This window comes from Rossellomorea vietnamensis NBRC 101237, assembly GCF_001591825.1.
Lineage (GTDB): Bacteria > Bacillota > Bacilli > Bacillales > Bacillaceae_B > Rossellomorea > Rossellomorea vietnamensis.
This window is the reverse complement of sequence record NZ_BCVQ01000013.1, coordinates 14,627-37,921: the sequence shown is the minus strand read 5'-3', so window position 1 is coordinate 37,921 and position 23,295 is coordinate 14,627. Positions and strand designations below refer to the sequence as shown.

Annotated in this window: 24 protein-coding genes; all 24 read right to left on the bottom strand. The window is 43.4% G+C overall.

The window, feature by feature from the left end; genetic code table 11:
• Positions 1–25: 25 nt before the first annotated feature.
• Positions 26–1,729, bottom strand: coding sequence for a proline--tRNA ligase (locus BVI01S_RS09315; RefSeq protein ID WP_061809953.1), 1,704 nt, complete (start codon positions 1,727–1,729; stop codon positions 26–28).
• A 143-nt stretch (positions 1,730–1,872) separates the two neighbouring features.
• A complete protein-coding gene (gene rseP, locus BVI01S_RS09310; protein WP_061809952.1) occupies positions 1,873–3,129 on the bottom strand; it encodes an RIP metalloprotease RseP in 1,257 nt (418 codons plus the stop codon).
• A gap of 121 nt (positions 3,130–3,250) precedes the next feature.
• Positions 3,251–4,393, bottom strand: a complete 1,143-nt coding sequence (gene dxr / locus BVI01S_RS09305; RefSeq protein WP_061809976.1) for a 1-deoxy-D-xylulose-5-phosphate reductoisomerase — start codon at positions 4,391–4,393, stop codon at positions 3,251–3,253.
• Between the two features lie 46 nt (positions 4,394–4,439).
• Positions 4,440–5,222, bottom strand: coding sequence for a phosphatidate cytidylyltransferase (locus BVI01S_RS09300; protein ID WP_034760164.1), 783 nt, complete (start codon positions 5,220–5,222; stop codon positions 4,440–4,442).
• Positions 5,222–6,013, bottom strand: coding sequence for an undecaprenyl pyrophosphate synthase (gene uppS, locus BVI01S_RS09295; protein WP_061809951.1), 792 nt, complete (start codon positions 6,011–6,013; stop codon positions 5,222–5,224). Before uppS ends, BVI01S_RS09300 begins: the two co-directional genes overlap by 1 nt.
• A 268-nt stretch (positions 6,014–6,281) precedes the next feature.
• On the bottom strand, positions 6,282–6,839 hold the full coding sequence (frr, locus tag BVI01S_RS09290; protein ID WP_034760171.1) for a ribosome recycling factor: 558 nt from the start codon (positions 6,837–6,839) through the stop codon (positions 6,282–6,284).
• Complete coding sequence (gene pyrH, locus BVI01S_RS09285) at positions 6,839–7,564, bottom strand: UMP kinase (RefSeq protein WP_034760174.1); 726 nt, start codon at positions 7,562–7,564, stop codon at positions 6,839–6,841. The genes frr and pyrH overlap by 1 nt, the downstream gene beginning before the upstream one ends.
• Before the next feature lie 88 nt (positions 7,565–7,652).
• Positions 7,653–8,534 (bottom strand): translation elongation factor Ts, encoded by an 882-nt coding sequence (gene tsf / locus BVI01S_RS09280; RefSeq protein ID WP_034760176.1) that lies wholly within the window; start codon positions 8,532–8,534, stop codon positions 7,653–7,655.
• 150 nt (positions 8,535–8,684) lie between these two features.
• Positions 8,685–9,392 carry a 30S ribosomal protein S2 gene (gene rpsB / locus BVI01S_RS09275; protein ID WP_034760179.1) on the bottom strand — a complete coding sequence of 236 codons (708 nt, stop codon included), beginning with the start codon at positions 9,390–9,392 and terminating at the stop codon, positions 8,685–8,687.
• A gap of 160 nt (positions 9,393–9,552) precedes the next feature.
• The gene (locus BVI01S_RS09270; RefSeq protein WP_034760181.1) at positions 9,553–10,062 is read right to left on the bottom strand and encodes a DUF6115 domain-containing protein; all 510 of its coding nucleotides are present in this window, start codon (positions 10,060–10,062) and stop codon (positions 9,553–9,555) included.
• Between the two features lie 150 nt (positions 10,063–10,212).
• Positions 10,213–10,971 (bottom strand): FliA/WhiG family RNA polymerase sigma factor, encoded by a 759-nt coding sequence (locus BVI01S_RS09265; protein ID WP_034760184.1) that lies wholly within the window; start codon positions 10,969–10,971, stop codon positions 10,213–10,215.
• A 75-nt stretch (positions 10,972–11,046) separates the two neighbouring features.
• A complete protein-coding gene (locus tag BVI01S_RS09260) occupies positions 11,047–11,544 on the bottom strand; it encodes a chemotaxis protein CheD (protein WP_034760187.1) in 498 nt (165 codons plus the stop codon).
• The gene (locus BVI01S_RS09255; RefSeq protein ID WP_034760189.1) at positions 11,541–12,176 is read right to left on the bottom strand and encodes a chemotaxis protein CheC; all 636 of its coding nucleotides are present in this window, start codon (positions 12,174–12,176) and stop codon (positions 11,541–11,543) included. The genes BVI01S_RS09260 and BVI01S_RS09255 overlap by 4 nt, the downstream gene beginning before the upstream one ends.
• A gap of 14 nt (positions 12,177–12,190) precedes the next feature.
• Complete coding sequence (locus BVI01S_RS09250; protein ID WP_034760192.1) at positions 12,191–12,637, bottom strand: chemotaxis protein CheW; 447 nt, start codon at positions 12,635–12,637, stop codon at positions 12,191–12,193.
• A 12-nt stretch (positions 12,638–12,649) separates the two neighbouring features.
• On the bottom strand, positions 12,650–14,686 hold the full coding sequence (locus BVI01S_RS09245; protein WP_034760195.1) for a chemotaxis protein CheA: 2,037 nt from the start codon (positions 14,684–14,686) through the stop codon (positions 12,650–12,652).
• Between the two features lie 15 nt (positions 14,687–14,701).
• Positions 14,702–15,778, bottom strand: a complete 1,077-nt coding sequence (locus BVI01S_RS09240) for a protein-glutamate methylesterase/protein-glutamine glutaminase (protein WP_034760199.1) — start codon at positions 15,776–15,778, stop codon at positions 14,702–14,704.
• A gap of 9 nt (positions 15,779–15,787) precedes the next feature.
• Entirely contained in the window at positions 15,788–16,648 is an 861-nt protein-coding gene (locus tag BVI01S_RS09235) for a MinD/ParA family protein (RefSeq protein ID WP_061809950.1), read from the bottom strand.
• Positions 16,629–17,789 carry a flagellar biosynthesis GTPase FlhF gene (gene flhF, locus BVI01S_RS09230; RefSeq protein WP_061809949.1) on the bottom strand — a complete coding sequence of 387 codons (1,161 nt, stop codon included), beginning with the start codon at positions 17,787–17,789 and terminating at the stop codon, positions 16,629–16,631. Before flhF ends, BVI01S_RS09235 begins: the two co-directional genes overlap by 20 nt.
• Entirely contained in the window at positions 17,786–19,822 is a 2,037-nt protein-coding gene (gene flhA, locus BVI01S_RS09225; RefSeq protein ID WP_034760203.1) for a flagellar biosynthesis protein FlhA, read from the bottom strand. The genes flhF and flhA overlap by 4 nt, the downstream gene beginning before the upstream one ends.
• 18 nt (positions 19,823–19,840) lie before the next feature.
• Positions 19,841–20,923 (bottom strand): flagellar biosynthesis protein FlhB, encoded by a 1,083-nt coding sequence (gene flhB / locus BVI01S_RS09220; RefSeq protein WP_034760205.1) that lies wholly within the window; start codon positions 20,921–20,923, stop codon positions 19,841–19,843.
• Position 20,924: 1 nt separating this feature from the next.
• On the bottom strand, positions 20,925–21,701 hold the full coding sequence (fliR, locus tag BVI01S_RS09215) for a flagellar biosynthetic protein FliR (RefSeq protein ID WP_034760206.1): 777 nt from the start codon (positions 21,699–21,701) through the stop codon (positions 20,925–20,927).
• Positions 21,702–21,705: 4 nt separating this feature from the next.
• A complete protein-coding gene (gene fliQ, locus BVI01S_RS09210; RefSeq protein WP_034760208.1) occupies positions 21,706–21,975 on the bottom strand; it encodes a flagellar biosynthesis protein FliQ in 270 nt (89 codons plus the stop codon).
• 14 nt (positions 21,976–21,989) lie between these two features.
• Complete coding sequence (gene fliP, locus BVI01S_RS09205) at positions 21,990–22,655, bottom strand: flagellar type III secretion system pore protein FliP (protein WP_034760209.1); 666 nt, start codon at positions 22,653–22,655, stop codon at positions 21,990–21,992.
• Complete coding sequence (locus tag BVI01S_RS09200; protein WP_051758292.1) at positions 22,648–23,286, bottom strand: flagellar biosynthetic protein FliO; 639 nt, start codon at positions 23,284–23,286, stop codon at positions 22,648–22,650. Before BVI01S_RS09200 ends, fliP begins: the two co-directional genes overlap by 8 nt.
• Between the last annotated feature and the right edge of the window lie 9 nt (positions 23,287–23,295).

The following is a 23,295-nucleotide window of genomic DNA, read 5'->3' as shown; positions in this document are numbered from 1 at the left end:
CCTTTAAAGTCGAGCCCTTTTAGATTTAAGAAAGAGTCTTGAATAGTTCTTGCAGCTTGGCGAGAAGTTCATCTTTATGAACCTCCAGCATTTCACCGGTTTTTCTAACTTTCACTTCAACGATTCCTTCTCCGGCTTTCTTCCCGACCGTTACGCGGATCGGCAGGCCGATCAAGTCTGAATCGGCAAACTTCACTCCAGGACGTTCAGCCCGATCATCCATTAATACATCATATCTGTTTTCTTTAAATGTGTCATAAAGTTCGTTCGATAGTGCGGCCTGTGCTTCATCCTTCATATTGATTGGGATTAAATGAAGGTCGTATGGAGACAGATTCGTTGGCCATAAAAGACCCCTGTCATCGTTGAATTGTTCTGCAACCGCAGCTAAGGTACGGGAGACTCCTATACCGTAACAGCCCATAATGACGGATTGAGAACGGCCATTTTCATCAAGGAATGAGCTTCCTAATGCATCTGAATACCTAGTTCCAAGTTTGAAAACATGTCCCACTTCTATTCCCTTTGCGAACATGATCGTCCCATTTCCGTCAGGAGAAGGATCCCCTTCTTGAATGAAACGCAGGTCTGCATACTGGGATACCTCGAAATCACGTTCAGGATTCACATTGGTAAGATGATATCCTGTCTCATTCGCTCCTGTAACACCATTACGAATGTATTTGACTGCCTGATCAGCTACAATCTTCACATTTGACGAGCAGGGACCGACAGATCCAATTTCGCAACCTGTGACCTCTTTCGTTTCTTCAGCTGAAGCAAGCTCAACCACGCTTGCATGTAGAAGATTCTTCACTTTAATATCATTGATTTCGTGATCACCACGGGATAATACCAAAACAAATTCATCATCCACTTTAAATAAAAGCGACTTAATACATTGATCTTTCTCTACGGATAAGAAAGAGGATACTTCTTCAATGGATTTGACATCAGGTGTTGATAGCTTTTCCATTTTATGCATCTCTTCTGTGGATTGGGTGTAGGCATCCACCACTTCAGCCATCTCGATGTTGGCGGCATAATCAGATGAATCGGAATAGGCGATCGTATCTTCACCAACTTCTGATAGCACCATGAATTCATGTGTATCTTTACCGCCCATGGCACCTGAATCAGCAATGACCGCCCTGAAATTCAAACCGCACCGGCTGAATATGTTGGAATACGCTTTGAATAATGCATTATACGTCTCGTCCAGACTTTCAAATGATGAATGGAAAGAGTACGCATCCTTCATGATGAATTCCCTTCCCCTCAATAGTCCAAAGCGGGGACGTTTCTCATCCCGGAATTTCGTTTGGATCTGATACATGGTAAGGGGCAGGCGTTTGTACGATTTAATTTCATCCCTCACTAAGCTGGTGATGACTTCCTCATGGGTGGCTCCCAGGGCAAACTCACGATCATGACGATCATTCATACGCATCAATTCCGGTCCGTATGTTCCCCAGCGCCCGGATTCCTTCCAGAGTTCGGAAGGTTGAAGGGCAGGCATAAGCAGTTCAACAGCACCTGCTGCATCCAATTCCTCACGGATGATTTGTTCTACTTTTTTCAACACTTTATTTCCCAGTGGCAGAAAGCTATAGATCCCGCTGGCATTTTGTCTGATGAATCCCGCACGCATGAGAAGCTGATGACTTTTGATTTCTGAATCAGCAGGTGTTTCCCTCAGTGTCGGGATGAATGTATTTTGTTGCTTCATTTACTAGCACCTCATACCGTAAAATTATTTATGTAGTGTAAGAATTTCCTTCTCACTATTTTAACTTAAATGAACAGGCAGTAACACCCTCATTTTTTGATTACAAAGGGAGAAACTGCCTGTTTTGGTTCATTCGTTGAATTCTAAAGGAAAAATCTTTGTATGTCATTCCATGTGACGACGAGCATGAGTACCATGAGAAGGGCAAATCCCACGAAGTGGACCATTCCTTCCATTTGACGATCTACAGGTTTTCCTCTGACCGCTTCTACGGCGAAGAATAGTAGTCTGCCTCCATCAAGGGCAGGTATCGGTAGTAGATTCATGATTCCCAGGTTGATGCTAAGGATGGCCGCCCATCTCATCAGATAGTATATTCCTGATTTCGCTACGACATCTGTCGATTGATAGATTCCGACAGGTCCTGATAATGCATCAATGGAAAATTCTCCAGATACAAGCTTCCCTAATAGGACAAAAATCATTTTGGTCCATTCATAGGTTTGCTGGGCACTATTGGAGACGACCTTGAGTGGCGACTTCTCCACGGGGCTGTGAACGCCGATGATCCCGATCTCTTTCCCCTCGATTTCCTGAGGTTTTGGAGTGACAGGGATTTCAGTATTGGAGCCATCCCGGTCAACATTGAATCTCAGTTCATCCCCCGGATGCTTCTGAATAATCGTCACGATATCATCCCAGGTGGATATTTCTTTCCCGTCGATACTCATGACGATGTCATTCTTTTGAAGACCTGCCTCTTTTGCTGCCCCGTCTTCGGTCAATTCCCCAAGTACTGGGTCGTTTGTAGGTACACCCTGTAATAGACCGACCAGGATAAAGATAAAGAAAGCCAAAATGAAATTAAATAATGGTCCGGCAAAGATGGCCAATGCCCTTTGGGGAAGGGTCTTGGAAGCGAACTGTCGATCCCATGGGGCTATTTGCGTTTCAACACCATCTTCAATGAATACCGCATCTCGTGAAATCGGGAAGGTTTTCAATTCTTCCTCGTCTTCCTCATATCCACGGATATGCAGTCTATGTTCGAGATCTGCTTCTTCCACTTCGATGACACGAATATTAGGATAGCGATCTTTATTATTCATGACAATTTTAACGATCTTTTCATGCTGATCGAGTACAAGCCCCACACGATGACCGGCCTTAAGCTCCACCATTTCCGGATCTTCTCCCGCCATCCGTACAAAGCCCCCCAGAGGCAGTAAACGAATGGTGTAGGTTGTTTCATCCTTTTTATAAGAGAATACTTTAGGACCAAACCCTATGGCAAATTCACGGCATAGGATCCCTGCACGTTTAGCGAAGATTAAATGCCCAAGTTCATGAAAAAATACTAAAGCCCCAAAAATAACAATAAAGGCAATCACCGTTTGCAAATAAAAAACCACCTTTTTTATAACCTGTTGGTAACAGATTTAAATGTTAAAGTATCCCGTAAAAAACATGTCCACTATCATTCTACGTAACAGACTGTGTAAACATGCTAAAGACCGTTGCCTACACCCAACCTGAAACGAGTCGACGGGTCTCGAGATCTATTTCATGTATGGTTTCAAGGTCAGGTCTATGTATAACCTGGTGGGCATTCATAGCCTTTTCGATATATGTTTCTATGTCGAGGAAAGATATTTTATTATCCAGGAACAGCGCTACGCTTGCTTCATTTGCGGCATTCAGAACCGTCGTCATACTTCCGCCGATCCTTCCCGCTTCGTATGCAAAAGCCAGGCACCGGAAACGATCTAAATCCATTTTTTCAAAATGGAGTTTTCCTATTTCTACAAGGTCCAGCCTTTTACCGGGTCTTTGAAGCCGGTCCGGATAGGTAAGGGCGTATTGAATGGGAACACGCATATCCGGTGTACCAAGTTGGGCCATGACAGATGAGTCATGAAATTGAATCATCGAGTGAATGATGCTTTCCCTGTGTTGCACAACGTCAATCCGGTCATATGGGATATCGAACAACCAATGAGCTTCGATAACCTCTAACCCTTTATTCATCATGGATGCCGAGTCGATGGTGATCTTAGCCCCCATTGACCAATTTGGATGATTTAACGCTTCATGTACCGTGACACCGACCAATTCTTCCCTCGTACGATCTCTGAAACTTCCACCAGACGCCGTAATGATTAACTTTTCTATATTCTTTTCACTCTCACCCTGAAGGGCCTGGAAGATTGCGGAATGTTCACTATCGATAGGCAGCAGGGACGTCCCTTTGGCCCTTGCCGCTTCCATAACCAGATGACCGGCTGTCACAAGGGTTTCTTTGTTGGCAATCGCAATCGTTTTACCGGCCTCGATGGCTTGAAGGGTAGGATATAATCCTACACTCCCAAGTACCGCATTCACAAGGATATCGGCATCCTGGTGACACGCTACCTCCACTAATCCTTCCTCACCATGAAGGACTTTTACAGAAGAAGGAAACTCTCTCGATAAGGTTTCAGCATCTTCTTTACGCTGGACAGATACGAGCCTGGGATTGAATTCAGTGATTATCTTCCTGGCTTCTTCTATATTTTTGCCGACAGACATAGCTGTCAGTCTAAATTCTTCAGGATGTTCCCGAATGACATCCAGGGTTTGTGTCCCGATCGACCCTGTAGCACCCATTAAGCTGATTTTCTTCAACAACTACACTCCTCCCGATTACGACCTTCCTCACCTTCATTCCACCCTATAACAGAAAGTGAAGGAGGGGTAAAACAAATAACAAGCTATCGAAACGATCCAGCATACCACCGTGGCCCGGCAGTAAATGTCCTGAATCCTTCACTTTGTAATGCCTTTTGAGAGCAGACTCCACCAAGTCCCCCACTTGCCCAAAAATAGATAGAATCGCTGTCACGATCACTAGTTTAGGGATGGACATATCAAGATCGGTGAAAAACGTCATGATGACGCCAACGATGACAGCACAGATGATGCCGCCAACGAACCCTTCAACGGTCTTATTCGGGCTGATTTCCGGCCATAGCTTCTTTTTCCCCATTGCCCTGCCGATGAAATAAGCACCCGAGTCGGTTGCCCAAATGATAAATAACGCATAAAAAACAAATTGCACGCCTTCCAGACGGATTTCCATGAAATAATAGAAACCGATCCCCACATATAAAACGCTTAAAAGTGAAAACGCCACATCATCAAAATTGAAACGATTCTTGGTCGCCACTGTATATGTTAAAAATAATAACACGGCAAGAAAGGCAAGCTCAATCTTGGAGTAACCGAAATCTTCAATGATTCCGATCGTTTCCGTCGGAATGAGGAACACCCATAAAAGAGCAAGGGACAACAAGCCCGGGATGCTGAAAATCCATCGGCCCCTCATCTTTAAAGCCTCGTATAAACTTATGGAAGCAATCAGATACATTAAAATGATGAATGGCGTTTCACCAAAAATGATGATTGGTAAAAATATTGCTGCCGCTACCACTGCTGTAATAATTCTTTGTTTCATTAGGATTCCTCGCTTTGTAACCCACCAAATCTTCTTGAACGACCTTGATAAGCCTCGATGGCTTCAACTAAATGTTCCTTACCGAAATCCGGCCACAGTACATCTGTAAAAAAGAATTCCGTATAAGCCAATTGCCAAAGCATAAAGTTACTTAAACGGATTTCTCCACTCGTTCGAATAAGCAGGTCTGGATCTTTTAAATCTTTTGTCATTAAATAACTTGAAAATACTTCTTCGTTTATATCGCTCTCATCTAGTATTCCATTCTGGACATCTTTTAAGACATGCTTCATAGAATCGATGATTTCTGACCGGCTGCCGTAGTTCAATGCAAAGTTAAGGATAAGCCCGTCATTATCCTTAGTTGCATCCATGGCCTTTTTAACGGCTGTTTTCGTATGGACTGGCAAGGCATCCGGAGATCCCATCATCTTCACCTGTACATTTTCTTCAACCAATTCGGGAAGAAACGTCCCGAGAAATTCCTCTGGTAATTTCATAAGGAACTCGACTTCCATTTTAGGGCGTTTCCAGTTCTCTGTAGAAAAAGCATATAGAGTCAAGGCTTCTAGTCCAAGTTCATTTGCCAATTTGGTAATCCTGCGGACACACTTCATGCCTTCATGGTGTCCTGCAACCCTTGGCAACGCCCTTTTTTTGGCCCACCGTCCATTACCATCCATTATGATCGCTATATGACCCGGAATCGGGTGTTTTAGTAATTCCTGAAATCGATCATCCACTTCCTCGGAAGTTTGCTGTCGTTTCCATTGCTTAAGCTTGTTTAGCATAAAAAATCCTCCACCAACAATCCAAAAAATATTTACCTTTACTATCATATCAAAAAACAAGGAAGATATCTTTAAGAAAATAGATTATGTATATTCATATAAATATTCAGGTCGTTTTTCCAGGTCGTTCGCCCAAACACGACCGGGACAAAACGCTCCTCAGAGAAAAGGAAAGCTATGTCTGGTCTTCTGTTAAAACAAAGGGACCGGCCCATAAGGAATATGAGTTCACTTACAGGACAGCCCCTAATGATTCGATTATGAAAGATTACACTTCCAGCATTTCTTGTTCTTTATCTTTTGCAATGTTATCAATTTTGACGATACTTTCATCCGTCGCTTTTTGAACATCATCAGAGTAACCACGAAGATCATCTTCAGTGATGTCACCGTTCTTCTCTTTTTTCTTCAATTCATCGTTAGCATCACGGCGAATATTACGGATGGCAACCTTGGCCTCTTCCGCTTCTTTTTTGACAAGCTTCACAAGTTCCTTGCGTCGCTCTTCCGTTAAAGCAGGAACGACGATACGGATGATGTTTCCGTCACTTGTAGGCGTAATCCCAAGATCCGACTTCAGGATGGCCTTTTCGATGTCTCCTAAAGCTGATTTGTCATAAGGCTGTATGACGAGCATACGGGCTTCAGGAATGGAGATTCCGGCTAATTGATTGACTGGTGTAGGTGCACCATAGTAATCAACCGAGATCTTATCGAGCAGGGAAGCATTGGCTCTTCCCGCACGGATGCTCGCTAATTCACGAGAAAATGTTTGAATGGCTTTGGACATTCTTTCTTTTGCATTTGTGATGATCGTGTTTGGCATTATGATTTCCCCCTTACGATTGTACCGATATTTTCACCAGTGATGGCTCTCTTGATATTCCCATTCTCCATGATGGAGAATACAATAAGCGGTATATCATTGTCCATACATAGTGAAGACGCTGTTGAATCCATGACGGCCAAGCCTTCCTTCAGAACATCCAAATAGGATAGTTCTTCATATTTAACAGCCGTTTCGTCCTTCTTAGGATCTGCTGAGTATACACCATCTACGTTGTTCTTAGCCATTAGAATCACTTCTGCTTCGATTTCCGCCGCTCGGAGCGCAGCCGTAGTATCCGTCGAGAAGTATGGATTACCTGTGCCAGCCGCAAAGATGACAACCCGTTTCTTCTCTAGATGACGGATGGCTCTGCGTCTAATGTATGGCTCTGCCACTTGGCGCATATCAATGGATGTTTGAACCCTCGTCTCGATGCCCAGCTGTTCAAGGCTGTCTTGAAGAGCCAAAGAGTTCATGACGGTCGCAAGCATCCCCATATAGTCTGCAGATGCACGATCCATACCCATTTCACTACCTATTTTACCACGCCAGATATTTCCTCCGCCAACGACAACTGCTACTTCTACATCAAGTTCAGCGATTTCTTTTACTTCTTCTGCTACATTTTTAATGACAGAAGGATTAATTCCGAAGCCATCATCACCAGCTAATGCTTCTCCACTAAGTTTAAGAACGACACGTTTGTATTTTGGAACGCTCATGGGAACCTCCATAAAAATAGAATTTTTCTTGAAAAATAGGGAACACACTAGGTGTTCCCTACTAAATAATGTTCAACTTTAGCTGATCTTATTTGTTAACTTGGTTCATTACTTCTTCAGCGAAGTTTTCTTGACGTTTCTCAAGACCTTCTCCTACTTCGTAACGAGTGAAATCAGTTAAAGTAGCTTTGTTTGCTTCCAGGTATTGACGTACTTTTTGGTCTGGATTCTTAACGAATGTTTGATCCAGGATGCAGATATCTTCAAAGTATTTACCAAGGCGGCCTTCTACCATTTTTTCAACGATGTTTTCAGGTTTGCCTTCGTTTAGTGCTTGTTGTTTAAGTACTTCACGCTCACGTTCTACTTCTTCAGCAGAAACCTGGTCGCGGGAAACATACTTAGGATTCAGTGCTGCAGCGTGCATGGCAACATCTTTCGCTACACTTGCATCAGTTGTACCTTCCACTACTGTAAGAACAGCAATGCGGCCACCCATGTGCAGGTATTCACCGAATGCAGCGTTATCATCTTTCGTACGGATCTCAAAACGGCGAAGAGTGATCTTTTCACCGATTTTTGCGATGGCAGCGTTGATGAATTCACTTACAGTTGAACCATTTGCCATTTTTTGCTCAAGAGCTTCTTCAACAGATGCCGGCTTGTTAGCAAGAAGGTGATCAGATAGTTCTTTAACAAGGTTTTGGAAGTTTTCGTTTTTCGCAACGAAATCTGTTTCTGCGTTCACTTCAAGAATGATTGCAGTGTTTCCTTCGCTTGCAATGTAAGTAGTTCCTTCAGCCGCGATACGGTCCGCTTTTTTAGCTGCTTTCGCGATTCCTTTTTCACGCAGGAAGTCAATTGCTTTGTCCATATCTCCGTCAGTTTCTGTTAACGCTTTTTTACAATCCATCATTCCAGCGCCAGTTTTTTCACGAAGTTCTTTAACCATTTGTGCAGTAATTGCCATAGTGGGTTTCCTCCTTAGTTTGACTATGTAGACTTCAGGGACCAATAGGTATGAGTCATAAATGTACCAACGCTCTTTTAGAGTGTGGTACATGTGAATATTCTTTAAAAAAAGGTGATAAGGGTAAGCCCTCTTATCACCTTTCGTTGATTACTCAGCTGCTACAGCTGCTTCTTCACCTTGTTTAGCTTCTAAAATAGCATCCGCCATTTTACCTGTTAGAAGCTTAACCGCGCGGATCGCATCATCATTCGCAGGAATGACAACATCGATTTCATCCGGATCACAGTTTGTATCAACGATACCCACGATAGGGATATGAAGTTTACGAGCTTCTGCTACTGCGATACGCTCTTTACGAGGGTCGATGATGAATAATGCATCAGGTAGCGTGTTCATATCTTTGATTCCGCCTAAGAATTTAACTAAGCGCTCATGTTCTTTTTTAAGTTGTACAACTTCTTTCTTCGGAAGCACTTCAAACGTACCGTCTTCTTCCATCTTTTCGATGTTTTTAAGACGTGTGATACGTTTTTGGATTGTTTCGAAGTTTGTAAGTGTTCCACCTAACCAACGTTGGTTGATGTAGTACATACCTGCACGTTCTGCTTCTTCTTTAACAGACTCCTGTGCTTGTTTCTTTGTTCCTACGAAAAGAACTTTACCGCCGTTACCAGCTAGCTCTTTCACGAAGTTATAAGCTTCTTCAACCTTTTTAACTGTTTTTTGAAGGTCGATGATGTAGATGCCGTTACGCTCAGTGAAGATGTATCTCTTCATTTTTGGGTTCCAACGGCGAGTTTGGTGTCCGAAATGTACACCAGCTTCAAGCAATTGTTTCATAGAAATTACTGACATGTGTGTTTCCTCCTAAATGGTTTTTGTTTTTCTCCTCCGTTTCCGTCATCTGGAAAGTAGAAACTATTCTACAGAATAGCACCATCTACCCCACTCGGGAAACGTGTGTAATCACACCATGAATACTATAGCATACCTATCCCGGACAGGCAAGGACTTCCTACATAATTTGACGAAATTTCAGCAGGAGCTCGATTTCTGTTTGACCTTTTCCAAGAGATTCAGCAATTTCTTCAATTGACTTCCCCTTTTCCTTTAAAGTCAGTACTTTTTTCAGGAGGGGGTCTTGTACCGACTCTTTGGTTTGATCATCGGGGTCCGGTCCATGGTCCTTCATCTGTTTATAAGCTTGTGAAGCACGCTTATATCCGGCACCTGTCCACTTTGTGACCTTTTCAGATGTCCCGGGATCACCTTGTTCATTTTCTTCGGTGTGAAGGATGTTTTCTTTGTCGTTATGTACTTGTGTATTAATCTTACGCATGAATTCATCATTTTCTTCTTTCATTTCAATCAGATAAGCTGAAATGATATCTTCCATTTCACTGATGATCTTCTTTTGCTCTCTTTCCATGTTTACAAATCGGTTTTGCCTGGAGTATAAAATGACGATTGAAAGCAGGGAAACAATATTTAGAAGAAAAGATATAAAAAGTAGAAACGTAACCATGTCCTCACCCTATTTTGTTTGATTTAATTCATTCTTTCAGCTTGGTTTTCCCGGCAAGTAAAAGGACTGCTCCCATATGCGCATGTTGCAGGGACAGTCCATCCGTGTGTAATCCTTTTTGGGTTATAGCAACCTCATTTTTCACAGCATTTATGAGCCCAGGAGATTTCGTAATTTGAAAATGGATTTTGAATGGATCTGAGAAATCCTGGATGTAGACAAGCTCATGACTTCACCGATTTCCGTCAGCGTCAGTTCTTCCTTATAGAATAAACTTAACACAAGCTGTTCTTTCTCTGAAAGGGTCAAGATCGTTTTCTCTAATTCATTCAGTTTTTCACTTTTCAATACTTCGTCTTCGGGTGAAATCGTTTTATGATCTTTAATGGAATAGTTTTGAGATTCGTGATCGTCATCCGTCAATTGCTCATCCATGGAAAGGACATTGGCAAAGAAATGCTCATTTGTGGTCTGGTACACTTCATCAGGTGTCATTTGAAGTGAAGCGGCCACTTCCTCTGCGGTCACGTGGCGTAATAGCGTTTGTTCAAGCTCCACGGTCCTGGCCTCGATCTTCTTTGCCCGGTCCCTTGTAGACCGGGGAAGCCAGTCTTCTTTTCTCAGCCCATCAAGGATGGCGCCTCTGACCCGGAACGACGCATATGTATCAAACTTTAAATCTCTTGAAGGATCAAACTTCTGAAGTGCATCCAGCAACCCCATCAAACCAAGACTCTTAATATCTTCTCTCGAGACGTTCCTTGGCAGGCCAACGGAAATCCGCTGCACATGATACGACACAAGTGGCATGTACTTTTTCACCAACATATCTCCGGCTTCTGTATCACGACTGTTGATCCATTTCTCCCAATATTGTTGTTCATCTGTTCGAGTGGAATGTTGAGACATAAGAATCCTCCTTGCTGACTAATTCTTTCATGGAACCGCTTAGTGATTGATTTTACCTGAGCAGAATGAATGACCTCACAATTCCTTTGTACCTTCATTTACTGTTCGCACCTGTAGAATCCCGGTGGACGTAAAGAATTCGATCGTTCTTCCTTTGTTACCGCCTAAATCCTCGGAAACCACAGGCACTCCATGCTTTGATAGTGCCGCTTTAACAGCTTCCGCATTCCTAGGACCGATCCTCATGACGTCACTCTTCGATTGAAATTGAAACATTTGAGCACCGCCGGCCAATTTGCATTGAAGTCGTTTAACACATGCCCCACGGTTTCCCAGCAGTCTTATGAGTTCTTCGATTCCCGTGTCGGCGTATTTAGCGGGATTCGGTTTGGTTTCATTTCCGATCGAGGAGTGAGGGAGCATCACATGGACCATCCCGGCAAGCTTAAGATGTTCATCATATAAAACGACCCCTACGCACGACCCAAGGCCAGAGGTGCGGATAGAGCCTCCGTCCTCGACGATATTCATATCCGCAATTCCGACCCTTACAACAGTGCTGGTACCCATCATAGGCTTACACCCAATGATTGAAAAATGATTTCAAAGGAATCGGGATCCGGCAGGAGGAAGAAATGACCCTTCACACTTTCCGATTCCTCACCTTCCTCTTCTTTCAGGGCCGTGTCTATGACGATTGCATAATCGCTCACCTGGGATATTTCCAGTAATCCAAACCCGATGATCGCACCTGCCATGTCAACGGATAGAGCAGGAACAGATGGGAGAAGCTTAAGATTTGTAAAGTCCGACAGGGAGGATAAATATGAACCAGAAAGAATATTCCCAAGTTCCTGCATGGCAGACAGCCCCAGTTCTGAATAAGGGGGGTCATTGAACGAGAAGGAACGGTCCTGAATCATGCTTCGGATATACATGGAAGCCTGTTCAAGCGGCAATAGGAAGAACATGCTTCCCGGCGCCTCCCCTTCAATCCGTAAGAATACGCTTACGACCACATTGTCAGGACCACCCGCCATGTCCATCATTTGATCAAATGATACGACTTGAACGCTCGGTACTTTCATATCAATCTTTTTATCAAGCAGGGTGGAAAGGGCAGTCGCAGCATGCCCCGCCCCTATATTACCGATTTCTTTCAATATATCTAAATGCATCGATGTGATCTTTTTTTCATAGCCCAAACGATTCTCTCCCCTTAGATGGATTGAAGTATTTTATCTAAATGGAGGATGATCAGCAGGCGTTTGTTTTGCTTTACGACTCCACCGATGTACTCTGCTTCGACGACTCCCACAACTTCCGGGGAGGGTTCAATCGATTCTCTCGCAACGTCCAGTACATCATTGGCAGCATCCACAATCAGACCAACTTCTTTGTCCTCTAATCCTGCAATGATCACACGTGTACTGTCAGTCGGCTCTGAAACGGGTAAATCGAATCGGCTCCTTAAGTCGATGATAGGAGTCACAACCCCGCGCAGGTTGATCACGCCTTTAACATAGGAAGCGGTTCTCGGAACTCTTGTAATATGTTCGAGCTTCTCTATGGATCGCACCTGGTGCACTGGAATGGCGTATTCCTTATCCACCAATTGAAATACGATAAGCTTTAGATCTTCCACTGCATCTATGATTTCACTCATTATCCTTACCTCCTATTTTATTAACGCATTGCAATCAACGATCAGCGCTACTTGCCCGTCTCCTAAAATGGTGGCACCAGAGATCGCAAATACATCGTTTAAATAATTCCCTAACGATTTCAATACAACTTCCTGCTGACCAATAAAGGAATCGACGACCAACCCGGCCATTTTTTCACCTTTTCGCACTATGACAACAGAATACAATTCTTCATCCTTGACATGTTTCGGTACCTCAAATACATCCTCAAGGAACAGCAATGGTACGACTTTTCCTCTGAAATCGATCACTCTCTGATTGTGAGCTTTCATGATTTCTTCCTTTTTCACAATTGCCGTCTCAATGATGGAAGAAAGAGGAATGGCATACTTTTCTTCCTGGATTTCTACCAGCATGACGGAAATGATGGATAGGGTGAGTGGCAATTGAATAGAAAACAATGACCCCTGCCCCACCGTTGAATCAATCGTAATGGAGCCGCCTAAAGACTCGATCGTCGCTTTTACTACATCCAATCCGACTCCTCTTCCCGAGATATCCGAAATTTGTTCGGCTGTAGAGAACCCTGAAGCAAGTATGAGTTCATAAATTTGTCGATCGGTTAATGTATGAGCGGCTTCCTCTGCGACGATTCCTTTCTGGATTGCTTTCTCGAGGACCCTCTCTTTGTTGATGCCTGCTCCATCGTCTTCCAGTTCGATAAAGACATGATTCCCACTATGATACGCTTTCAGCTTGACGGTTCCCTGTTCAGGCTTTCCATTTTTCACACGGAGTTCCGGCATTTCGATACCATGATCCAATGCATTTCGTATCAAGTGAACAAGGGGATCCCCTATTTCATCTATTACCGTTCGGTCAAGTTCCGTTTCTGCACCGATGATTTCTAATTCGATTTTTTTATTCAAATCCCGTGCAAGCTGTCTGACCATTCGTGGAAAACGATTGAATACAGTTTCAACAGGAACCATACGCATATTCAGGATGATATTCTGCAAATCTCCCGATATTCTTGTCATTCTTTCCACCGTTTCATTTAACTCAGGATTATTCAAATCCTTGGAGATTTGTTCTAATCTCCCTCTATCAATGACCAGCTCCTCAAAAAGGTTCATAAGGACATCCAGTCGTTCAATGTTTACACGGATCGTTTTATTGGAAGGATTCGAATGCTTCGTCACATTCCCGGCAGGTTTAGAAGTCTCCTGTCCTTTTACTTCCGCTTCTTTCTGAGCAGGTTCTGTATCGGCAGCCTCTACTTGATTCTGATTCTCGATATGCTGGCTCGTGAGTTCCACAACAGAGACTTCGTCCACTTCAGAAACTTTACGCACCGCATTCTCTATATGGACGGCATCCTCTTTCGACACAACGGCAATAACGAAGGAATGGTCGAACTGCTCCTCCTCAAGTTGATCTACTGTCGGAAGGGACTTGATGACTTCACCTAATTTCCCCAACACCTCAAAGACCATATACACCCGTGCAGCTTTAAGCAGGCAATCCTCCCGGAGTGAAACGGAAATTTCAAAACAGCGGAATCCTTGTTCTTGGGATTGTTGGATGACCGTTTGCTCAAAGGCTTCATATTGCATGGATAATGTCTGTCTTTCAACCACTTCCGCAGTAGCAGACACCTCACTCTCTACAAGTGCTGCGTGTAGACTTTCCCCTTTTTCTATGGACTCAAGCATCGCTACCACTTCTGTGACATTCCGCTTACCATCTCCTCCATCGGCAATGGAGAGCACCATAGCTTCAAGATCATCCACGGATTTAAACACAACATCCAGTATTTCAGGTGACACCTTTATTTTTTCATTACGGATGGCATCTAGAACATTTTCCATTTTATGGGTCAGATTTGCTAAATCCTCATATCCCATAGTGGCAGACATTCCTTTAAGTGTATGTGCAGATCGAAAAATTTCATTGACAATCGTAAGATCTTCCGGGTTTTTCTCCAATTCAAGCAATTGCTCATTGCAGGTTTGCAGATTTTCTTTACTTTCTTCTATAAACACTTCTAGGTATTGACTAAGCTCCATGTGCTCCACACCTCTCTACACCATGTACGTCATTATTGATCGGGGGATATCCCCGATATGCTCCACCCTGTCCACTAACTCTGTAGCGATAGCCGATTTCGGCATACCGAACACAATACAAGTCTCCCTTGATTCTGCAATGGCTTTCACTTCGCCTTGTTCTTTAAGCTTGACCAGTCCTTCCGAACCATCCGCTCCCATCCCAGTCAAAACCACAGCTATTTTGGCATAGTTTCGAATCAGGCTTGCAGACTCGAACAAGATGTCAACCGAAGGTCTATGACCATTTTTCGGTTCCTCTTTCGACAGTTGGATCGATAATTGCCCTCCGTTTTCAACCACCTTTGTATGTACACCACCCGGGGCAATATAGGCCGTTCCTTTCTCAAGGATTTCACCGTGTTCGGCTTCCTTCACATGGATCGAGGCTTGACCATCCAAACGGTTGGCGAGTGATCTTGTAAATCCCGGCGGCATATGCTGAACGACAACGATTGGCGCATCCAGCTGACGGGGTAATCCTGTTAATACGTTTTGTAATGCCCGGGGGCCGCCCGTCGAAGTTCCTATCAGAATCATCTTAGGGGAATTCACACCCCATGTACGATCAGCCGGTAATTTTCCTGTCCTTTCAACTGAGCCGATTCCAGCGTCATTTGCTGACTCCCTCTGAAACGCCCTGGTTATTTTCGCCACATTCACCTTGCTTGCAGCCACTACTTTTTCCACCATTTCATCTTGAATCTTATGAAGATCCAATGAAATGGTCCCTGATGGTTTCGCAACGAAATCAACAGCTCCAAGTTCCATGGCCTTAACAGTCTCATCCGCCCCGTCAATGGTAGTGGAAGAAAGCATGACGACAGGGACAGGACACTCTTCCATAATTCTCTTTAACGCATCTATCCCATTCATCTTCGGCATTTCTACATCAAGGGTTACGACATCGGGTCGAAGTCTCTTAATCTTAGCAATCGCGTCTTCTCCATTCCTTGCAATCCCTATCACTTCTAGCTGTTTGCTGCTCGTTAAAAATTCACTGATAAGTTTCCTCATAAATGCTGAATCATCTACAACTAGAACCTTTTTCATTCAGGGCTTTTACCTCCCAAAAAATAATTTTCGAATTGTCCTTACAAATCCCGTCCCTTTATGCTCCTTAGACTCCCTCGTACCTGTCAGGCGATGAACCATCGTATGCAGGCTCAGTGTCATGGCTGATGCAGGATATCCCACAACGATCGGCGTTTGGTGAACGACGGCCTTCTTGACAGCTGAATCCTCTGGAAGTACCCCCAGGGATACGATTTCCTTGTGAAGGAATTTCCTCACTGTTTCTTGTAATCTAGTAATGGTTTGAAGCCCTTCATTCTTGAATTCCGCCCGATTACATAAGAGATAGAATGGTTTTTCCCCGTCCTTCATGTAGATGTATTTCATCATAGAATAGGCATCGGTAATGGAGGTCGGTTCTGGAGTGGTGACAACAATGATTTCATCCATGGCGAGGAGAAATTCAAGAGTTTCCTTCGTTGCACCTGCCCCCATATCGAATAGAATATAATCATACTTATGAATCGCATATTCCATTACTTCGAAAAAGCGTTCCATCTGTTCTTCTTTCCACTCCACTATATTTTTTAGGCCATTACCCCCACTTATGTAAGAGATACCATGAATATTTTCACATATAATCGTGTCGATATCTAGTTCTTTTTCCTCAACGTAATCCATGATGGAGTATGAATGATGACTTCCAAGTAAAATATGAATATTTCCCATACCTATATCCATATCAAATAATAGTACCTTCTTATTCTCTTTACCAAGGAGGATGGAGAGGTTTGTAGATATATTCGATTTCCCGACCCCTCCCTTTCCACTTACGATCGCAATCGTTTTAGCAGGTTCAGAACCCGTGTGGAGCATTTTCCTCCTCAGGTTATATGCTTGATCTTTCATAGCTGAATCCTTTCATGAGCATACTTACGATCTCATCCTCTTTCACCTCGGTAATATCCTCGGGGACATCCTGACCATTCGTTACATATGCTGCACCGATCTTCGCCTCAGACATCATATTGATCATGGAACCGTAGCTTGATGTCTCGTCTGATTTAGTAAAGATGAAACGGTCAATATCAATAGAAGAAAATTGAGAAATGATTTCCCTCATATCCCGCTCTTTACTTGTCAATGACAGAACCAGGTAGGTTTCCATATGATGATCAAAATCGATGATTTTTTGCAAATCCTCTACGTATTTCCTTTCCCTGAAATTACGACCTGCTGTATCAATGAATACATGATCGTAGTCCACGAACTTCTCGATTGCTTTTTTGAAGTCTTCCATTTTATAGACCACTTCAACAGGGACGTTCAGTAGGCCCGCATAAGTTTTCAATTGTTCGATCGCAGCAATCCGGTAGGTGTCCGTAGTGATAAAGGCTATTTTCATGCGTTTCTCTATCACGGCTTCAGCGGCCATTTTGGCAAGCGTCGTCGTTTTCCCCACACCCGTAGGGCCAATGACATTGATATATTTCCGGTTATAACTTATGCCGCCAAAGGTGATTTCTTTTAAAAATTGATAAAAAAAGCGTTTCACTTCTTTATAAGCCCATTCATCCTTATTGACTGTTTGAACCGATTCACTTTTGATTTTCTCTTCCATCGCATCTCCTAATTGAAACAGGGTAGCGTCACTAACGTCCTGTTTCTTCAGGTGAAGCAGAACTTCCTTTACATCATCACTGAATTTCTCAAAATGGTTCCTGGAATTCATGGAAGAAATCATTTGCTTTAATTCCTTTAATTCCGTTTCTACCAATCGATTGGAATCGTGCTGTTCTTTTTCCAAGGCAGGTTGAATGACCCCAGTTGAAGCTTGCTTCGTTTTCACCCGGCTGATTTCAAGCTTTTCATTTTCAACCTCCGGGTCAATGGCTGCGATGACTTGAATCATTTTTTTCTTGAACAATCCGATAAAGCCTCCTGTGTATGAGACTTTGGAATTTAAAATGACTGCATCTTCACCAAGTTCAGCCCTGACCTTCTTCATTGCTTCATTCATGGATGGAGCCGTGTACTTCTTTACTTTCATCCTACATTCACCACCCCTAAACTTTGTACTTCAACATTTGCTTCTAATTCGTTATACGAAATGATCGGGACCTGAGGAAAATATCTTTCCGTTAACTGTCTTACATACATTCTCACAGCAGGAGAACAGAGAATGACGGGGGATTCCTCCATAAGGGAAAGCTGTTCCACTTGAGAGGCGACAGCTTCCAGAATGCCCTGCGAGTCATTGGGATCCATGGATAAATAGTTGCCGTGCTCTGTCTGCTGAATGGCATCGGCAATCATTTTCTCCACCTTGCCGCTCATGGTGACGACTTTTAAAGTAGTGTCCCCTTGTACATATTGGTTCGTGATTTGTCTTGCGAGTGACTGTCTTACATACTCTGCTAACAGATCTGTATCTGAACTCATCTTCCCGTAATCGGCAAGTGTCTCGAAGATGATCGGTAAATTCCGGATGGAAACATTTTCTTTTAATAGCTTGGAGAGTACTTTTTGCACTTCCCCTACGGTCAATGGATTCGGTGTCACTTCCTCCACAAGTATCGGATAAGATTCCTGCAGATGATCGATGAGCTGCTTCGTTTCCTGCCTGCCAAGAAGTTCGTGTGCATTATTCTTGATCATCTCCGTGATGTGGGTTGACACCACAGAAGGAGGATCTACCACGGTATATCCGAATATCTCTGCCTGTTCCTTCATATCTTCTGCTATCCATTTAGCTGGGAGACCGAAAGACGGTTCGATTGTATCGATCCCTTCAATGGATTCATCTTCCACCCCTGGACTCATCGCTAAATAATGATCTAAGAGAAGTTCCCCACGGGCCATTTCATTTCCTTTGATCTTCAACCGGTATTCGTTCGGCTGAAGCTGGATATTATCCCGGATCCTGACAACAGGGATGACCAGGCCAAGCTCGATGGCCAATTGTCGTCTGATCATCACGATCCTGTCAAGAAGGTCTCCCCCCTGGTTTGTATCTGCAAGTGGAATCAATCCATATCCGAACTCAAATTCAATCGGATCGACATTGAGAAGGTTTACGACGCTTTCAGGACTCTTCATTTCGTCCTGCTCCACCTCTTCCTCCATTTCCATCATGTCCGTTTCACTTTCTTTAGGCGTCCTTGACAACATATAGCCACCGATCCCGAGTAGGGCTGCTACCGGTATCGTCAAAATATCGTTGATTGGCGTGGCTATGCCCAGCATGAAAATGGTGAACCCTGAAACATAGAGCATGACAGGATATGCCAGAAGCTGATTCATGATATCCTGTCCCAGATTTCCTTCAGACGCAGCCCTCGTCACGACAATTCCTGTTGCTGTCGATATTAACAGAGCCGGGATTTGACTGACGATCCCGTCGCCGACTGTCAGAAGTGAGTAACGGGTTGCTGCCTCTGCGATAGGGAGCCCTTGTTGGGTCATTCCGATGATGATCCCAAATATCAGGTTGATCAAGACGATGACGATCCCTGCGATGGCATCACCTTTTACAAATTTGGATGCTCCGTCCATCGCTCCGTAGAAATCCGCTTCTCTCCCTACTTTTTCACGGCGGTTTCTTGCATCGTGCTCAGAAATCATCCCGGCATTCAAATCAGCATCGATACTCATTTGTTTCCCGGGCATGGCATCGAGTGTAAAACGGGCGGCAACCTCAGACACCCGCTCGGAACCTTTCGTGATGACAATAAATTGTATGACGATCAATATGATGAATACAACAAGTCCTACAAGGATATTCCCACCTACAACGAATGTTCCAAAGGTTTCCACAACGTCCCCCGCTTCACCCTTACTAAGGATCGATCTCGTTGTGGAAACATTTAGACCCAATCTGAAAAGCGTCAATAATAATAATAGGGATGGAAATATAGAAAACTGTAACGGTTCATTCATATTCATGGAGATTAGGAGGACAAGTAATGCAAGTGAAATATTCATGATGATCAATAAGCTCAATAACCAGGATGGGAATGGAATAATAAGCATGGCAACGATTAGTATGACACTTGCTAAAACGGATAAATCTCTTGCTGACATTGTTTCTCTCCTAACTGCTTACATCTGGTTTTTGATTCGGTAAACATAAGCTAAAATTTCTGCTACTGCCTTGAAAAATTCTTCTGGTACGCTATCGCCGATTTCTGCCGAGTCATAGAGCGAACGGGCGAGCGGCCGGTTTTCTACCATGACGACGTCATTTTCACCTGCGATGTATTTTATTTTCTGTGCCAGGTAATCAACACCCTTTGCCACGACGTATGGGGCATCCATTTTATCCTCATCATATTTAAGGGCAATGGCAAAGTGGGTCGGATTGGTGATCACAACATCTGCCTCGGGTACTTCCTGCATCATGCGCCGCATGGCCATTTCACGCTGTCTTTGCTTAATTTTAGACTTGATGAGGGGGTCCCCTTCAACGTTTTTATGTTCGTCTTTCAGGTCCTGTTTCGACATCCGTATATTCTTCTCAAAATCGTATTTCTGATATAGAAAATCAAAGAGGGATAAGAATAATAACGCAAGGGATGCTGCAATCCCCATCTGGATCGTCAGACTTGCCATGGTCGTCAAGGAATCCCCCACCGATTTAAAGGACAGACTCAACACCCGGTCAATGTTCATCCATAGAACGACAAAGGTAATGGCCCCTACAAATGAAATTTTCAGGATGGATTTTAATAATTCGACAATGGCACGCAGGGAAAAAATTCGCTTAAATCCCTTAATGGGATCGATTTTCTCCAGCTTAGGCTGCAAGGGTTCTGTCGTGAACATGACACCGACTTGTATATAATTGGAGATCAAGCCGGCAACAAGGGCGACGAGCATAATCGGACCAAGCAGCAGAGCGATCTCCTTCATCAGGTCCATGGTAATGACTTGCACGGTATTTTCAGTCAGATCCATGAGCATGTATTCTTGAAACGTTTGATTAAATAAATCAAACACAATGTCCCCTATATAGGAAGCACTGAAAGTCAGAAATAAAAAGACAGCCAGCAGAATGATGGCCGTATTGACATCCTGACTTTTCGCTGTTTGACCTTTTTTTCTGGCGTCATCCCTTTTTTTGGGAGTTGCTTTCTCTGTCTTTTCCCCACTGAAATACTGTAGGTCTAATGATAGCCACTGCAATTTATGTGCCTCCAATGATTTTCATTAAATCCCTCATGGTTACAAACATCATTTCAAACAATTTCTGCATGACCGTAAATGTGACTCCCATGACTATGAATAGCACGATGAAGGCAACCCCGATTTTAATGGGGAACCCAACCACAAAGATATTTAACTGTGGCACGGTCCTCGCTACGATGCCTAATGCCACATCTACAAGGAAAAGAGTCGCAACCACAGGAATGGACATCTGAAAAGCGATGATGAACATAGAATTAAAGGACGTAATGACATATTCGATTAAGTTCTCATTTCCAAACGGAATCCAAGGGGAATCGATCGGAATCAATTGATAACTGTAAAAAATCCCATCGAGCAGTAAATGATGACCATTTAGGGCGAGCAATAACAAAAGGGCGAATGTGTACAAATATTGCCCCGTCAAAGGACTTTGGGCTCCCGTTTGAGGGTCGATCACGTTCGCAATGGCAAACCCCATCTGAAAATCAATGAAGCCCCCCGCTATTTGAATAGCCGTTACAATCATATAAGCTACAAAACCGATCAAAAGACCGATCATGGCCTCTTTCATAATCAAAAGGAAGTATTGTCCGTTAATTTCAAATGCCTTTGAGTCGATCGTATAGTACATGACCCATGATAGTACCACTGAAAAGGCGATTCGATGCTGTGCTGGTATATTTCGATATGAAAACAGCGGCATCGTGACAAAAAATGCCGAAACCCTCACAAAAACGAGTAGATATACCGATAGTATAGGTACGAGCTCTTTCATTCTACTACCCTACGAACCTTGTTAAATCTGAAAAAATCTGCGAAGTATACGTCACAAGCTTCGTTAACATCCAAGGCCCAAAGAAAACGATGCCGATCAGTACGGCAACAATTTTCGGAATGAATGCAAGTGTCTGTTCTTGAATTTGGGTCGTCGCTTGAAAAATACTGACAATCAAGCCGACAACCAGGGCCAATAGCAGTAATGGGCCTGATACAACGAGAGTAACGTAGATACCCCTCTCTGCTATGGCAATTACGGATTCAGCATTCATGGTAACTCACCTACTTAAAAGCTTTGTAAAAGAGATTTTATTACTAAATACCAGCCATCCACTAAAACAAACAGTAAAATTTTGAACGGCAATGAAATCATGACAGGTGGCAGCATCATCATACCCATCGACATCAAGACACTCGCTACGACCATATCGATGACCAAAAATGGGATGAAGATCATAAATCCTATCTGAAAAGCCGTCTTGATCTCACTCAATGCGAAAGCCGGCACTAAGGATGTGAGAGGAATATCTTTCACTGACTCCGGGCGATCAGCCCCTGAATATTCCAGAAACAATTCCAGATCCTTCTGTCTCGTCTGCTTACTCATAAATTCTTTAAAAGGAATCGAAGCTTTCGTGTATGCTTCTTCCAGATTGATCTCTTCATTAAATAGAGGTGTCAACGCTTCATCATTCACCTCTTGGAAAGTAGGAGCCATGATAAAGAAAGTAAGAAATAAAGAAAGTCCGATCAACACCTGATTCGGTGGCATTTGCTGAGTGGCAAGGGACGTACGGACGAAAGACAGGACGATCATGATCCGGGTAAAAGATGTCATCAATATCAGGATACTGGGTGCAAGGGATAAGACGGTAAAGAGTAACAGCAGCTTTACACTGGTCGACACATCATCTGCTGAGCTACTATTAAAAAACTCCATGAATTCATTCATCAGACTGTTTCCCCTTATTCTTTAACTCCTCGAGCATCTTTTTCCTACCCTTGTTCATTTCCTCAAGCTGTGATTTCAACTGAGCTTGAAATGACCTGTCCGGTTTATTCGGCGAAGATCCTTTGACTCTGTTCATCAAGCTAGAAACGGCATATTTGGTATCCGGAAATTGGGATTCTTCATAATAAGAAAGAATCTCTTCTTTCTCCTTTTCGTCCCTTACCTCTTTCAAAAGCTGAATATTTTCACCCACACCCAAGACCAGTACCTGTTTGCCTACTTTTACGATCTGTACGGAACGGTTCCCCCCAAGTGGGGTCCCCCCTAAATGGTTGATTAATTTTGTTTGCTGAAATGATCTTCCTTTTTGATTAATGAACTTTAATAAAAAATATATGAGTGCCACTACAAAGATAAGGGCAACGATCATCTTAAGGTAATCTAAAAACGTAACGGAAGTGGCAAGCCCTGACTCAGAACCTTCCACTCCATCCGTTTGCTGCCCCTCGCATGTATCTGGATGCTCTATGCAGTCTTTCACATTATTCACTTCAGCAAATGCTTTCATATCCCCGGCGGCTACCGTGAAAATGAAAAGCACAATTGCAAATAGAATTTGAAACTTTTTCAATACATGCAC